The 15,353-nt window shown below is 39.6% G+C and carries 13 protein-coding genes and 1 tRNA gene; 8 read left to right on the top strand and 6 right to left on the bottom strand.

The window, feature by feature from the left end; translation table 11 throughout:
• The first annotated feature begins 353 nt into the window (after positions 1 to 353).
• The 3 genes from WC445_03365 to ychF all read left to right on the top strand — a co-directional run bounded on the left by WC445_03365 (position 354) and on the right by ychF (position 4,102).
• Complete coding sequence (locus tag WC445_03365; protein ID MFA5128976.1) at positions 354 to 2,705, top strand: tetratricopeptide repeat protein; 2,352 nt, start codon at positions 354 to 356, stop codon at positions 2,703 to 2,705.
• A gap of 173 nt (positions 2,706 to 2,878) precedes the next feature.
• A tRNA-Ala gene (locus WC445_03370) sits at positions 2,879 to 2,952 on the top strand.
• Between the two features lie 55 nt (positions 2,953 to 3,007).
• A complete protein-coding gene (gene ychF / locus WC445_03375) occupies positions 3,008 to 4,102 on the top strand; it encodes a redox-regulated ATPase YchF (GenBank protein ID MFA5128977.1) in 1,095 nt (364 codons plus the stop codon).
• 43 nt (positions 4,103 to 4,145) lie between these two features.
• Here ychF and WC445_03380 read toward each other — a convergent pair whose 3' ends face one another.
• A complete protein-coding gene (locus WC445_03380; protein MFA5128978.1) occupies positions 4,146 to 5,372 on the bottom strand; it encodes a methyltransferase domain-containing protein in 1,227 nt (408 codons plus the stop codon).
• Between the two features lie 292 nt (positions 5,373 to 5,664).
• Between WC445_03380 and rpsF the strand changes: the two genes are divergently transcribed.
• From rpsF to efp, 5 genes are all read left to right on the top strand, one after another.
• The gene (gene rpsF, locus WC445_03385; protein ID MFA5128979.1) at positions 5,665 to 6,105 is read left to right on the top strand and encodes a 30S ribosomal protein S6; all 441 of its coding nucleotides are present in this window, start codon (positions 5,665 to 5,667) and stop codon (positions 6,103 to 6,105) included.
• Positions 6,106 to 6,128: 23 nt separating this feature from the next.
• Positions 6,129 to 6,569: a single-stranded DNA-binding protein gene (locus tag WC445_03390; GenBank protein MFA5128980.1), complete on the top strand. Its 441-nt coding sequence runs from the start codon at positions 6,129 to 6,131 to the stop codon at positions 6,567 to 6,569.
• A 19-nt stretch (positions 6,570 to 6,588) separates the two neighbouring features.
• Positions 6,589 to 6,828 (top strand): 30S ribosomal protein S18, encoded by a 240-nt coding sequence (rpsR, locus tag WC445_03395; protein ID MFA5128981.1) that lies wholly within the window; start codon positions 6,589 to 6,591, stop codon positions 6,826 to 6,828.
• A gap of 73 nt (positions 6,829 to 6,901) precedes the next feature.
• On the top strand, positions 6,902 to 7,963 hold the full coding sequence (gene epmA, locus WC445_03400) for an EF-P lysine aminoacylase EpmA (protein ID MFA5128982.1): 1,062 nt from the start codon (positions 6,902 to 6,904) through the stop codon (positions 7,961 to 7,963).
• A gap of 25 nt (positions 7,964 to 7,988) precedes the next feature.
• Positions 7,989 to 8,555: an elongation factor P gene (gene efp / locus WC445_03405; protein ID MFA5128983.1), complete on the top strand. Its 567-nt coding sequence runs from the start codon at positions 7,989 to 7,991 to the stop codon at positions 8,553 to 8,555.
• 55 nt (positions 8,556 to 8,610) lie between these two features.
• Here efp and recA read toward each other — a convergent pair whose 3' ends face one another.
• The 5 genes from recA to WC445_03430 all read right to left on the bottom strand — a co-directional run bounded on the left by recA (position 8,611) and on the right by WC445_03430 (position 15,311).
• Entirely contained in the window at positions 8,611 to 9,654 is a 1,044-nt protein-coding gene (gene recA / locus WC445_03410) for a recombinase RecA (protein MFA5128984.1), read from the bottom strand.
• A gap of 17 nt (positions 9,655 to 9,671) precedes the next feature.
• Complete coding sequence (locus WC445_03415) at positions 9,672 to 10,331, bottom strand: helix-turn-helix domain-containing protein (GenBank protein ID MFA5128985.1); 660 nt, start codon at positions 10,329 to 10,331, stop codon at positions 9,672 to 9,674.
• Positions 10,324 to 12,540: a DNA translocase FtsK 4TM domain-containing protein gene (locus WC445_03420; protein MFA5128986.1), complete on the bottom strand. Its 2,217-nt coding sequence runs from the start codon at positions 12,538 to 12,540 to the stop codon at positions 10,324 to 10,326. The genes WC445_03415 and WC445_03420 overlap by 8 nt, the downstream gene beginning before the upstream one ends.
• A 451-nt stretch (positions 12,541 to 12,991) precedes the next feature.
• The gene (locus WC445_03425; protein ID MFA5128987.1) at positions 12,992 to 14,605 is read right to left on the bottom strand and encodes a hypothetical protein; all 1,614 of its coding nucleotides are present in this window, start codon (positions 14,603 to 14,605) and stop codon (positions 12,992 to 12,994) included.
• Positions 14,592 to 15,311, bottom strand: a complete 720-nt coding sequence (locus WC445_03430) for a glycosyltransferase (protein ID MFA5128988.1) — start codon at positions 15,309 to 15,311, stop codon at positions 14,592 to 14,594. Before WC445_03430 ends, WC445_03425 begins: the two co-directional genes overlap by 14 nt.
• Between the last annotated feature and the right edge of the window lie 42 nt (positions 15,312 to 15,353).

Here is a 15,353-nt window from a genome sequence, read left to right on the forward strand (position 1 = left end):
CGGGGTCGTCGAGTACATTGCTCCCGGCGGTGGCGGTACAGTTGATGACCCGACGATTACTGTGACATGGACGTGCCCATAGTTGCGGCTCAGTTCGAATAGTGCCTCGCGCGCACAAGAACACCGCAGCGTTAATTTCCGCGCTTGTCCGTGACGCAGACACGCATCGTTGAACCGGCATCTGGCAGAAATCGTGAAGAACGATTCTCTGCCAGATGCCGGTCTTTTTATTTAATTTTTTTATCTTACTGTGGATGAAATTTTTTTATAATCAGTTTTTGTGCTATAATTAACTAATTAATTTAAACGCTTATTCTCGAAAGTGAGTCTTTTGGGAAAAGTAAAATCTAACTATGAACACAATTGCTAACATTTGTGACAAATTGGTTAAAATTTGTCTGTCCCTTTTGGTTTTTGTTTTACCGGTTTTTTTTCTGCCGTGGACTTTTGAAGCTCTGGATTTTAACAAACAAAATTTACTGGTTATTGTGACGCTTTTGGCAGGGCTTGCCTGGCTTGGAAAAATGGTTGCTTCAAGGCAAGTTATTTTGCGCCGCAGTTTTTTGAATGTTCTTGTTTTATTGTACGTGGCGATTTACACCCTCGCGACGATTTTTTCCTTGGATAAAATCAGGAGTTTTGTCGGAGCTTCGGGATTGGAAAAAGAAGGGCTCGTAACGGTTCTTTGTTTTGTTATTTTATATTTTGTCATCATCAACAATTTTCGCGACATGAAGGCAGTAAAGAATTTACTTTACTCGTACCTTTTGGGCGCGGGGGTTGTGACCGTCTGGACAGCGTTTGTTTTTTTAGGAGTATTACCTGCCACGCTCGTCCCCAGCCAAGCTCTAAATTCAGTTGGAACCTTGAACGGTTTGGGAATTTTTTTGGGAGCCGCGTTCGTTTTGCTTTGCCCATTATTTTTAGGGGATGGGGCAGAAAAGGGTAAGGCCAGTAAAAAGAATTTAGTTATGAGAATTGTGATGGCTGTTGTCGCCGCGCTTATGCTTTTTCTTCTGGCGACGATTGATAATTGGATAGTTTGGGCGATTTTTGTTCCGGCTATTGCTTTTGTTTTGGCTTTCGCAATAATTAGGGCTCATGAAATTAAAAATTTAGGGTGGTTGGCTCTGCCCATGGCAGCTTTTGTCGTTGCAGTCTTATTATTTTTTATTAATACGCCAATTGTTTCGCGATTGCCGGCGGAAATTATGCCGTCTTTTTCCGCGTCAAGCGGGATTGCCAGGCAATCTTTGCAAGAAGCGCCACTTTTGGGTTCTGGGCCAAGTACGTTTGTTTTTGATTATGCGAAATATAAGCCAGCCGGCGTAAATGAGACACAACTTTGGGATGTTAAGTTTGATCGCTCTGCTTCAAGGGTTTTAACCATGCTTACAACTACTGGGCTTTTTGGAATTATTTCGTGGTTATTTGTGGCGGTGTTTTTGGCCGTTTTACTTGTTTCAAATTTAATCAAAGAAAAATCTGGAGCACTATGGCTGAATCAGTTGGCAGTTGGCGCGGCTTGGCTTGCCTTACTTCTCGGTAAATTTCTTTATTCTTCCAATTTAACTTTGGAATTTTCCTTTTGGATTTTAACGGCAATTTTGGTAGTTATAACTTCACATAAATTTTGGGAGATTTCTTTGGGCAGCGCCCCGCGCGTTTCCCTGATTTTGTCTTTTCTTCTGGCAATAGGTTTGATTTTGACTGTTTCGTCTTTTTATCTCGTGGGCGAGCGTTACGCAGCTGATGCGAAATTTATGCAGGCTTTGGACTCCTTTAATAAAGGAGAGGATTTGAGCAAGGCAACAGGGCTTTTGGATCAAGCTGTGTCTTTAAACCAACGCAACGACATTTATCTTAGAAATTTGGCGCAAAGTTTGCAGGCGCAAATTAATCAAGAGCTAGCGGCTACGCCGACCGAAGAGGGCGCTAAAAAAATCCAAGAACTTATCGCGGCGGACATTAATGTGGCAAAGCGCGCGACAGAAATTTCTCCGAAAAATTCAACTAACTGGGCAACACTGGCGTCAATTTACCAGACAATTATGTCGATAATTCCGGGAGCTGACGAATGGGCTGTAAGTTCTTGGCAGAAAGCGATTGAATTTGAGCCGGCAAATCCGTATCTTTATACAGAATTAGGAAAAACCTACGCGGCAATGGCTGATTTGCTTGCTCCAAATCTTCAGTCAAAAGATGATAAAGTAAAAGCTGAGGCAGAAACAAAAGTTAAAGAAAATTTAGACAAAGCCGAGGAACAACTTAACAAAGCTATCACGACTAAAGCAGATTATGCGCCAGCTCATTTTGAATTGGCGTTAGTTTATAGCCGACAAGGAAAAGTCAATGAGGCGATTAGTAAATTAGAAGAAATTAAGGCCGATTTGCCAAATGATATTGGGGTGGCCTTCCAGCTCGGTTTGCTTTACGCGCAAAATAAAGAATTAGACAAGGCTGTTGCCGAATTGGAACGAGTAGTTGGGCTCGCGCCGAGCTTTGCTAACGCCCGTTGGTATCTCGCGGCGATTTACGAAGAGCAAGGTAAAAAAGATTTAGCGCTTGGCGAACTGGAAGAAATTTTAAAGACCAACCCTGACAATGAAATTGTTAAACAGAAAATTGATTCTTTAAAAAACCCGTCCACTGGAGAGCCAGCGGTTTTACCGACCCCAATTCCTGAAACGGTTCCAGCGCAGTAAAATTGGTTGACCACGTACAAAGTAAAGGTGAATCAATATGTGTTCAGTAAACAATGAAGGTAAATATAGTTTTTGCTCTGCCGGGCGCAAAGAAACCTAAACTTTGTATCGTAGTTGACAAAATTATAAATTGTTGTAACCTTAAAAAATCTCCCGCCTGGATTTATGGTTTTGGGCCTATAGTATAGTAGTAAAACGCCTCCATGGCATGGAGGAGTCGAGGGTGCGATTCCCTCTAGGTCCACCAAAAATTCCGGCGGGAGATTTTAGTTGATTTTTATTTTAAATAAAAAATAAAGAGTATGTCTTTTAAAGTGGGAATTGTTGGTCTGCCAAACGTGGGGAAGTCAACCCTTTTTAAAGCGTTGACTCGAAAACAAGTAGACATCGCCAATTATCCTTTTTGCACTATTGAACCAAATGTGGGGACGGTTGCCGTGCCCGATTTCCGTTTACAAAAATTAAATGATTTTTATAATTCGGCGAAAATTGTTCCGACCGTGATTGAATTTGTAGACATTGCCGGTCTTGTGAAAGGCGCCCACGAAGGTCAGGGTTTGGGCAATAAATTTTTGTCGCATATTAGGGAAGTAGACGCTATCTGCCAGGTGATTCGGGCTTTTGAAGATCCTAATGTCATTCATGTAGATGGAAAAATTAATCCCATTTCTGATTTAGAAGTTATAAATTTGGAATTAATTTTTGCCGATCAAGATACAGTTAAAAAAAGACTCACGAGTTTGGCTGGCGAACTTAAGGGTGGCAAAGAAAAAATACTTCTTAAGACCAATGAAACACTTTTAAAAATTAGCGATGCTTTGGAAAAGGGAATAATGGCTGCAGCACTTGGCCTTGACGAGGAGGAAAAATTTTTGGTTAAAGAATTGAATTTATTATCTTTAAAGCCGACGTTTTACGCCTTAAACGTGGCAGAAGCTGATATAAAAGCCGATAAAAAAGAAATTTTGAAAAAGTTTAATTTGCCACTTGATCCGGAAAAAGTAATTTTAGTTTCGGCAAAAATTGAGTCGGAATTAGCAGAACTTCCGCCAGAAGAGGCAAAAAATTATTTGAAAGAGTTGGGTCTGGAAGAATCCGGTTTGGACAAATTGATCAGGGCGAGTTATTATGAACTCAATTTGATCACCTTTTTTACGGCCGGACCAAAAGAAGCACATGCCTGGACAATAGCCCGAGGAACTCTGGCGCCACAGGCTGCCGGTAAAATTCATACTGATTTTGAACGCGGGTTTATCGCGGCTGAAGTTATAAATTGGAAAGATTTGTTAGATTCCGGCGGAGACGTTGGGGCGAAAGAGAAGGGATTAATTCGGCTGGAAGGAAAAGAATACGTGATGCAAGACGGCGATACGGTAGAATTTAGATTTAATGTGTAATAAAAAAATCCTTGCCATTTTGCGAGGATTTTTAAATTTTTATTTAAAGAGAAAAAATAAAAATTTCCCGCCAGACGAATTGGTCGGGCCGGGAGTAGAGAATAGAATTACGCGGCGTAATTTCTAAAAATGGATATTTTTTAAAATCTTTTGGTAGAAGGTCGGTCGCAGAAAAGCCGATTTTTTTTATTTCGTCCAGAATCGGTAAAAATAAATCTTGTTTTTCTGTATGAAAAACAGGGAAGAGAATTGCAATTCGGCCGTCGGATTTTATAATTTTTTTAAATTCTCGGAAAGCGGCAAGATAAAGGTCGGAAAGTTCTCTGATAATTTGTTGGATTTTTTCTTGAGGTTCGTCGCCATGGAGAGGTGGACCAAGGTATGGTTCAGTGATAATCGCATCGATTGATTGCGAGGGAAATTTTTTTGAAATTTCCTTGGCGTCAGCTTCTAATAATTTATAATTTTTTGTTTCCAGGTTATAATTTTTTTTCAACCATTCTAAGTTTTCTTTTGCTCCGGATAAAGTTTCGGGGTTAATATCCGTGCCAATTAAATTTTCGTAGCCCCAAAGCAGCGCTTCTTCCAAAATTGTGGCAAAGCCGCAGAACGGATCTAAAAGAGCAGAGTGTTTGTCTATTCGCGCTAAATTAAGCATAATTTTAGCAAGTTTCGGCGGCATTAATCCGACTCGCATGCTTCGGGCGGGTCTGCCATAATCGCGGAAACTCAGATCTTCAAATTCTTGGACTGCCAAAGTTTTACCGAGATAATTTTTTTCTTTGCCAATCAAAAAAACTAATTCGGCGCCGGCCTCGGTCAGCAATTTATTTTTCTTTACTACGACTGAACTTAAATTTTTTTCTTTTGAAGTTACCCACCTAGCCTGGATTTTCGCCTCCTTGAGCAGGTTTTTTATTTCCATGGCTAGATTTTTTATTTTTTGAGTTCCCTTGTTTAAGCGCGCGACAGAAACATCTTCATCTAATTTATAAAAACTAAAGCCAAAATAAATTTTTTTAGCCGAAGAATTTTTCAAAATTTCAGCGATGTCTTCGGCCGCGAATTCGTCCGGCATTTCAAGGATTTCCCCAAATTTAACCGTACCCCCGAGGCGCGGCATGATTTCATTAGCAGAAAGTTCACCTTCAATATCGGCTACAATGGCTTCGTTTGAAAGGTGGTTAAAAATAGCTTGTTCGTCCAAAACGGCGGCTAGCTCCGCGCTTGACAAAGTTGGATTTCTGCCTAAAATAAAGAAGTATTTCATATTTTTTAAGTTTTACGAGTATCGGCTGGATTTTGGTTTATTATATCACATCTTGCCTCATTAGAAATTCTTGGCAAAATTTTTTATAAAATTTTTGTTTCAATGTGTCCACGAAACAAGCCATAAAATATTTTCTTAAAATAGGCATTTTAAAATAAAAATAAATTTTTAACGGGGCTTGCGTAAATTTTAGCCCTGTGCTAAACTTTTAGAAACTTTATTATCCAGCGAGTGCGATCCCGCAGTACTGCGGGACGACGAGCGCAGGTAAATACCTTATTTAAACAGTTTTATGAAACATTACGAATTATTGTTCATCATTCCTGGAAAATATACCGAGGAAGAGATGGAAGCTATCAGCGGAAAAATCAATGAAACAGTTAAAAAATACGGAGGGGAAATAACCTCAACCGATAATTTGGGTTCCAAAAAATTGGCCTACCCGATTGCCGATGTCCAGGTTGGGAACTATCTTGTGATTGAGTTTAACAGCGAAGCAGAAAAAATCAAGGAGCTTGAGGGTGAATTAAAGTTAACCCAAGAAGTTTTAAGGTTTAGCATCACTTTGAAAAAACTTAAAACCCAAGAAGATATAGAGGCGGAAAAAATCAGAAAAGAAAAAATGGTTCAAAAGCAGAAGGCGGAAGAAGTAAAGGCAGAGCCTGCGCCAAAAGTTAGTCTTGAGGAATTAGATAAAAAACTTGGGGAAATTCTTGAAGGCGACATTATCTAAAATAATACATAATTAGAAAAAGTATGAATTTAAATAAAGCAATGATCATTGGAAATCTGACCCGCGATCCGGAAGTAAAAACAACTCCCTCGGGACAAAATGTGGCGTCTTTTTCCGTGGCGACGAACCGTGTTTGGACAAATGCTCAAGGACAAAAACAAGAAGCGGTGGAATACCACAATATCGTCGCTTGGGGAAAATTGGCAGAAATTTGCGGCCAGTATTTGAATAAAGGTAAAAAAATTTATATTGAAGGGCGGCTTCAGACAAGAGATTGGCAAGGGCAAGACGGAGTAAAAAGATATAAAACAGAAATTGTCGCGGAGAACATGATTATGCTAGACCGTGGCGGCTCGTCTGGTGGCCAGGGATCAGCGCCAGCAGTAAGTCAGTCCATGGAAGAACAGGGTCCAGCCGAAGAGCCGCAAGAAGAAGAAATTAAAGTTGAAAATATTCCTTTTTAAACAGATCTTTAATTAAACTATGATGAGACAACAAAGTGCAAGCACAACAATCGCCGGACGAAAGACCTGCCATTTCTGCGCTAATAATGTTAAGGAGATTGATTTTAAAGACGAGCCAACTCTTAGAAAGTTTATATCGTCTTACGGTAAAATTGTTCCGCGTCGAAAAAGCGGCGTTTGTTCCAAGCATCAACGCAAGTTGGCGTTGGCGATAAAACGGGCAAGAATCCTGGGGATTTTACCTTTCACGAACAAGTAAATATGGCGAAGTGATAAAATCCACTCTTTGAAACCAGAGTGGATTTTGTAATGATAAGAGGAAGTATCAATTTATGACGCCTAATTGGACGATTTTAAAAAAAGAGAAAGAGAGACAAAAAAAGTTTTTTTTGAGGGCAAAAATTATTTTATTGATTAGGGATTTTTTTTCTAGGGAAAATTTTTTAGAAGTAGAAACGCCAAGTCTTGTAAAACTTCCGGGGATGGAACCATCTCTTGACCCCGTTAAGGTAACCCTTTCGATTTTAGGCGGAAGGCGCGAGACATATCTTATAACTTCTCCTGAGTACGCGATGAAGAAAATTTTAGCGGCCGGATTTCCGAAAATTTTTCAGATCTGTAAAAGTTTTCGCGGGGGAGAGGCCATGGACGATTTACATAATCCCGAGTTCACTATCTTGGAATGGTACAGGACGCACGCAGACTATAAGGATATTATGGACGATGTAGAGAAAATGATAATGTTTGTTGGCGCTAATCTGAAAAATAAAAAACGCGTAACTATCCCCAAAAAAAATAAAAGTTTAAAAATAAAATACCAGGGGAAAATAATTGATTTAACGCCGCCGTGGCCGAGACTGACTGTCAGGGAAGTATTTTCTAAATATGCCGAGATTGATTTAGATAAAGTGCTAGAAAGAGATCAAATAGAGCGCGCGGCCGTAAAGAAGGGTTATGTTATTTCAAAAAACGATAGTTTTGACGATATTTTCTTTAAAATATTTTTAAACGAGATTGAGCCTTATCTGGGCCAAGGAAAACCAACAATCCTTTATGATTGGCCAGCCCAGATGGCGGCGCTTTCGCGTCAGAAAAAAATCGATCCACGCTATGCTGAAAGGTTTGAAGTTTATATTGGTGGTTTGGAGCTAGGAAACGCCTTTTCAGAATTAGTTGATCCGGACGAACAAAGAAGGCGGCTTGTCGGGGAAAGAAATTTGAGAAAGGCGCTGGGAAAAGAAATTTATGATATTGATGAGGATTTTTTGAAAGCCCTTCGTGAAATTCCGCCGTCTGGGGGTATTGCCATGGGGGTAGACAGGATTGCGATGCTCTTCGCGGACGCTAAAAGTCTTGATGAAGTTATTTTTTTTCCAGCCAAACAAAATTTATAAAATTTAAGATTATAATCCTAAATTTATGGCTTCAACACAAGACATTAAAAGAGGTGTGGTAATTTCATGGAAAAATGATCCACATCTTGTGACTGAATTTCAACACATTATGCCGGGCAAGGGCTCCGCATTTGTGCGCACAAAATTAAAAAACTTAAAAACAGGAAAAGTTTTGGAAAACACTTTTAAGGTGGGAGAAAAAATTGATTTGGTTGATTTGGAAAAAAGAAAAGTTCAGTATCTTTATGCGAGCGGCGAAAAATTCGCCTTTATGGATAACAACACTTACGAGCAGTTTGAATTGGGAGTTGAGGTTTTGGCTGGTTTTGAAAAATATTTGAAAGAAGGATTAGAAGTTGTTTTACTTTTCTCCGATGGGACACCCATTACCGTGGAGTTTCCAAAAAAAGTTTCTTATAAAGTTACCGAGGCTGAGCCGGGCGTAAAAGGCGATACGGCTTCCGGCAGGGTGACAAAAGAAGTGTCCCTTGAAACTGGTTTAAAAATTCGTGTGCCTCTTTTTATTAAAGAGGGCGACACGGTTATTATCAACACAGAAACTGGTGAGTACGCCGAGAGAGCGACGGAGTAAAAATTTTAGCGTAATTAAAAAACCCGCCGATGAGGCGGGTTTTATTTTTTATGTTTTATTCAGCGACGGGGCCATTTTCGTCGTTTTCCGCGGCGGCTTCTGACGCACTTATAACCTTTTTTCGTATTTCGGCCATTAATTTTGGATTTTCTTTTAGAAATCTTTTCGCCGTTTCTCGGCCGACGCCGAGTTTTGTTTCGCCATAGTTGTAGGAATTCCCGCTTTTATTTATTACTTTATAAACCACGGAGGTATCGAGTAAATCTCCGGAAAGAGAAATTCCTTCATTATACATAATATCAAACTCGCAAAATCTAAAGGGAGGCGCGACCTTGTTTTTTACAATTTTTGCTTTGACTCGGTTGCCGATAATTTGATCGCCTTGTTTTATTTGCGCGGCGCGGCGCACTTCAATGCGGACCGAAGAATAAAATTTAAGGGCCATTCCGCCGGTTGTGGTTTCGGGGTTTCCAAAAACAATGCCGATTTTATGTCTGATTTGGTTAATGAAGATAAGGGCGGTCTTAGTTTTAGAAATAACGCCGGTCAGTTTACGTAAGGCCTGCGACATTAATCTCGCCTGAAGCCCCATATGTTGATCGCCCATCTCGCCTTCAATTTCCGCTTTTGGCACGAGCGCGGCGACCGAATCTACAACGATTACATCAACACCGCCAGAACGGACTAGGGTTTCCACAATTTCTAAAGCCTGCTCGCCTGTGTCAGGCTGGGAAATTAAGAGTTCTTCAATATTGACGCCGATTTTTGAAGCGTACTCTGGATCAAGAGCGTGCTCGGCGTCGACAAAAGCAGCAATACCTCCGGCTTTTTGAATTTCCGCCACGACATGTTGAGCTAGGGTCGTTTTTCCACTCGCCTCTGGACCGAAAATTTCAATAATTCTTCCGCGCGGCATCCCGCCAATACCCAACGCCAAATCTAAAGATAAACAGCCAGAGGGGACAGACTCAACTTCCATTCTCTTCGCCTCTCCCAGTTTCATAATTGAGCCATCGCCGAATCGTTCTTTAATTTGGTCGATTGCCTCCTGGGCCGCTTTAAATTTTTCTGAGACTTTTTCTTTATTCTCTTTAGTCATATTTTTTATGATTTAAATTATTTTAAAATAACTTGTCTATAAATTATATTTTCTCGACTGCGTTTTTTGGCCGCGGAAACCTTAATAATATTTAAACCAGTTTTAAGACTAATTGTTTCGTTGAAATTGCCCGCGGCGTCGGTTTGGATGGCCTGGTCATTTATTTTAACATTTACTTCTTTTTCCGTATAGCCCGATACCGTAATAGTGGGAGCTTCGGTGGTTAAGTTATTTTCCGGACTAAGCAAAGAAAGATTTGGTGGAGAAAAAATATTGTTTATTTCAAAACCAAGGTAGGTAAGAAGCAAAATGACAAAAACAGCGGCGACGGAAATTTCAATTAAACGAGGGGTGACAATAAAATTTTTTGAAGAAATTTTTTGAAGAAAAGCGGCTTTTTTTATTCGCTTACTAGTTAAATTTTCTTTTTCAAAAATTTTTTTTAGCCCGGTAAGATCCAAATTCAAAAAATTGGCGTAATTTTCCAAAATTTTTTCAGAATAAACTCCGCCGGGCAGATTTTCATAATCTCCAGCCTCGAGGGCGGTAAGGTGGGTTAGTCTTAAGCGGGTAACATCTGCCACCTCCTCGAGAGAAAGATTTTGTTCCCGGCGGGCTTCAGAAAGAATTTCGCCAACAGTTTTATTTTTTATTTGAGTAACGGAAAATTTATACATTTTCTTCAGAGTTTTCTTCCTCCTCTATAAGATTGTCATTTTCAATTTCTTTGGGAGCGGCTACTGCGCCGGCAATCAAGATATCGCGCGGTTTAGCGCCATCTGCTGGCCCAATTATTCCTTGTTCTTCCATAAGATCAAGCAGACGTGCGGCTCGGGCATAACCAACTTTCAGTCGTCGTTGAAGAAGAGAGGCCGAAGCTTTTCCAGCCTGAACAATAACTTCTTTCGCATCAGAAAGTAATTCATCATCAGAATCATTTCCCAAATCAAGACCAGGAACAGAAATGCCAAAAGCGGGTTTTTGGGTAACTTCTTCAAGATATTCTGGTTCATCCTGATTTTTTAGATAATCAATAACTTTTTTAATTTCGTGATCTCGAACAAGCGCGCCCTGCAGCCGTTTTGGCTTTCCGAGATCCGGACAAGTGTAAAGCATATCGCCGCGGCCTAAAAGTTTTTCCGCGCCAGAAGTATCCAAAATTGTTCGCGAATCAGTGTTTGAGGCCACGGCAAAAGCGATGCGGGTTGTGATATTGGCTTTGATTAAACCAGTAATAATATTAACTGATGGTCGCTGTGTCGCCAAAATTAAATGAATGCCAACGGCGCGGGCCATTTGTGCCAAGCGGATAATCGCCGCTTCTACTTCTGCCGCAGCCACCGCCATCAAATCTGCCAACTCATCAATAATCAAAACAAGGTATGGCATTTTTTCTCCGCTTTCACGGTTGAAAGCGCCGATGTCGCGCTTCCCATGTTTAGATAATAATTCAAACCGGCGATCCATTTCTCCAATCACCCATTTTAAGGCGTTCACGGTTTTGACTGTATCTGTAATAACCGGCGTTAAAAGATGGGGGATGCCGTTGTAAACCGTAAATTCAACGCGTTTTGGGTCAACCATAATTAAACGCAAATCGTCTGGGCTATTTTGATAAAGTAAGCTCACAATCACAGTGTTTAAACAGACGCTTTTGCCCGAACCGGTTGAGCCGGCCACTAGTAAGTGGGGCATTTTCCCCAAATCTGAAACCCACACTTTTCCGGAAACATCTTTTCCAAGCGCGACCGTGAGATTTGTTTTTCTTTGTTTAAATTCCGGTGCCCGCAAAATTTCTTTTAAATTTACGGCGGCAACTTTTTGGTTTGGGACTTCAATTCCGACAAGGGATTTCCCCGGAATTGGGGCCTCAATTCTAATAGGGTGAGCGGCCAGAGCCAAGGAGAGATCATTATGAAGACTTGTGATTTTTGTGAGCTTCACGCCGTCAGCCGGTTTTAAAGTATATTGTGTTACCGTCGGTCCAACCGAAATGTCTCCCATTTCCACAATAATACCAAAATTTTCTAAAGTTTTTTGGATAATGTTCATCTGGGTTTTAATATCACCGCTTGTCGGCTTTTCAGATTGGTCATCTAAAAGATCAATGGGCAAGTCGATTTTTTTCCGTTCAGTCTTAACGACAAGAGGAATCATTTCAGGAGTAGGTTGTGTCTCCGCTCCGGCGGGCAAATTTTTTGTTTCAAAAGAAGGGGCGGCTGTGACTGAAGCCTCAGCCGGTTCTTGTCCTGGTTCAATATTTTCCGCAGTTTCTTCTTGCGGTTTTCCGCTAAACTTCATGCCCAAAAACAAGAGTTTGATTTTTTGATAAATTTTTCTCCAAAAATTTCCTTTTTCCGCGATTGTGTGGAGCGAGGTATTGAAAGTTAAGAGAATAGAAGAAATAAAAACGGCAAAAATAATCAGAATGGTTGCCACCTGACCCAAGGAAATTAAAAGGGGGTAAGAAAGAATTAGCCCTAAATATCCGCCGCCGCTTCGGAGGCCGGCGAAAGAAAATGGATCATCATAAGAAAATCCAAGATGGAGAAGACTTTCTATAGAGAGAACCAAAAAGAAAAGACCGACATAATTTGAAATGCCGAGTTCATATTTTTCTCCATTCAAAATAATATAGCCCAACCCCAGAAGAATAATCGGGATAACAAAGCGGCCTAAACCGAAAAATGAAGAAAGGGCGCTTTCTATCCGTATTCCCGCCGCGCCGGCTAAATTAAAAAGACTAAGAATACTGATGCCAGCCAAGGCAAAAAGAAAGATAATTACGATACCCTTTTTAGTATCCGGATTAATTTTTCCATTATTTCTTCTGCCGTTTTTCCGCCCCTCATTTTTTTCCTCTTTTGTATATTTTATTTTAGGCATACCTCCCAAATAAATGATAATTTATTCTTAAATTATAGTATTATTTAGAGGAAAAGTAAATCCCCACACCAGCAACTATTGGTATGAGAGTAAATCCTCTTGACAAAGAGGGGTTTTTTTCTTAGAATGACAAAAACCCCGCGCTTTAGAGTGAAAGCACGGGGCAGAATAGCAGAGAAAGAACTGGAGGCAGTGAGCTCGGCTTGGTCCCGTCATTCGACAGGACGCCGGACCCGGGATTGGTTAAAGTGAAAAATTGAGTGTGCACCCGATTTTTACTATTCCAATCCTTCCCGACCCCCATTTCTTTCTTGGCTATTTTTGTTTAAGGTTAGGGCTTTTTTAGCACTAACATTGAAGTATATCATAAAATTAGAATTTTGTCAAGAGTTATTGACAAAACCGCCATTAAAGGCGGTTTTTTAGTTTATTTCAGGTTTTATAAAGATTATCAATTTTTTACTTTATAAATTATCACTTCATTGTTTTGATAAACATTTTCTAGATATTTATCTTCGTCGGGATTAAAATTAGCTGCGTTTTTTTCTTCGGGGCCGAAAAAGAGGTAATCGATTTTATTTATTTTTAAGAAAGTGGCCCTTGTTTGGCTATTAAAGCGGGAAAAATAATATTTTAGCCACTCAGTCTTTATTGTTTGCGCGGCAGTTAAACCCCACTGGCCAACATAAACCGAGCGCAAGGAAATAGCAGGAATGAGATTGCCGTTTGGCGGGGAAGTTAGGATAACACTTTCTTCGGCAGTATTATTTTTAAGCCAGATCATCGCTTCATTTTTATTCTTTGATAAGTAAGGTGCATAGATCTGAGGAGGAGCTGAATAGTAGACTAAGTCGTCAATGATTAAGAAATAATTAGAAAGACTAAAAACAATAAAAATAAACCATAACAAAATTTTTTTTCTATCAAACAATTTTTTAAAGATGGTATTTGTGTCAAAAAGGTAAAAAAATCCATTCATAGCCAGGAGAGCCATCACTATTTGTAAACCGGTGGTCATGCGACGCGCGAAATTAACCGGCGCGTAAATTAAGATTATTTGAGCGAAAAACCAGGCGAGAAGGAAAAAAGATTTATCATTTTTTTCTTTTTTTAATAAAATAAAGGTTCCGAAACAAGCCGAAAGAAAAAGAAAGCCATAGCTTAAAAATGTTACGCTGAGATTGGGAATAAGGCAAATGTTTTGGAGAGCAAATTGTTGGCGGGTCCAGAAATTTTTTAAAGTCCAGATATGATAAATAATCGCAGGGAGAGAAATTGTTAGTAAAATAAAATAATGTTTCAAAACATCCCATTTAATTTTTTTATTTTTCAAACATAAAAATATAAAATATACTCCCAAAATGCCAGCGAGAGCAGGCGCGTTGTAAGGATGAAATTGGAAAAGGAAAAGAGCTGTGAGGCCAGCTAAGAGGCTGTAATTTTTTTTATTTTTTTCAATTGCAAGAAGAGTTAAAAACAAAACCGCGATAAAGAGAGTGAGTGAGGCGATAAAATGAGGAGAGTTGTAGAGTGTTGAAAAAGTGAAGGCCTCGGGAACCCAAAGATCCATGGGCCAGGCCGACGGGGTTATGGAAAAAATTTTGGAAATTAACCAGACAAGCCAGCCTAATCCCGAAGCAAAAATTAAAAAAAGAAAACAGGGTTTTCTTTTTTTTTCTTCCTTAAAAAAATGGGAAATAAAAATGTAGGCGACGGCTAAAAAAACAGGGATTAAAAAAATTCTAGAGAGTTGATAAACAGCGAAACTTGAGAGAGAAAATATTTTAGCGAAAAGCCCGACACCGAGCCAGAAAGGATCAAAGATAAAACGTCCTTCCGACTCGGAAGTAAATAAATTTTTAAAAATAATGTGACCACTTTTTACTTGTTCAATCCAAGAATAATAAACTGGCGTGTCAGCATGATCAATAAGTTGAAAGCCGAGAAAAAGACTATCTTCTGGAGTAGAAAAAAATCCGAATAAGATCGGAAGAGAAGTGACGATTACGAGCAGTAAGCTCACAAGCCCGATAAATTTCCATTCCTTTGAATTAATTTCCGGCATGGGATTTTTTTAATCGCCAAATTTCTTTTAAATATCCAAGGGAAACTTTTATAAAATTCACTCGGCTCTTGCGTCCGATTTTTTTGTGTTCGGTCCAGATGACGGGGATTTCTTTTACGCGATAATTTTGTTTTTCCGCAAGGACAATCATTTCAGTATCAAAAAACCATTCATTATTTTTTATTTGTGGAAGAATATTTTTAATAACTATATGATTTACGGCCTTAAAACCGCAGGGAGCATCTTTTGTTTTAAGTTTTAGTGTAAGGTATAAAATAATTCGATAAATTCTAGAAACAATTTTTCTAATTAAGGAGCGTTTTACTTTAGATTCTGGGAGAAAACGCGCACCGGCAGCGAGGTCATAATTTTCCCGGCTGACCGCGGCGATGAGGGCGGGGAGGGCGGAAAGATTAGTTGCCAAATCTGCATCCATAAAAGCATAAACATCAGCCTTCTCCCTTTCCCAGGCCGTGCGAATGGCCCATCCCTTTCCTTTTTGCGGGAGATGCAAATATTTTATTTCTACAAAATTTTTTTCCAAATTTTTACCAATCTCTCCGGTGCGATCACTGGAATTATTATCGGCGATGACAATTTGCCAATTGTCTGTGATATTTTTTTTCAAAAAATCATAAAGCTTAAGAGCATTCTCCTTTAAAATTGATTCCTCATTATAAACCGGGAGCGCTACCAATATTTTCATAAATTTAACTTACGACAAATAATTTACAATTTGTCTGGTTGT

Source organism: Patescibacteria group bacterium, assembly GCA_041650995.1.
Lineage (GTDB): Bacteria > Patescibacteriota > Patescibacteriia > XYB2-FULL-38-15 > XYB2-FULL-38-15 > JAHIRI01.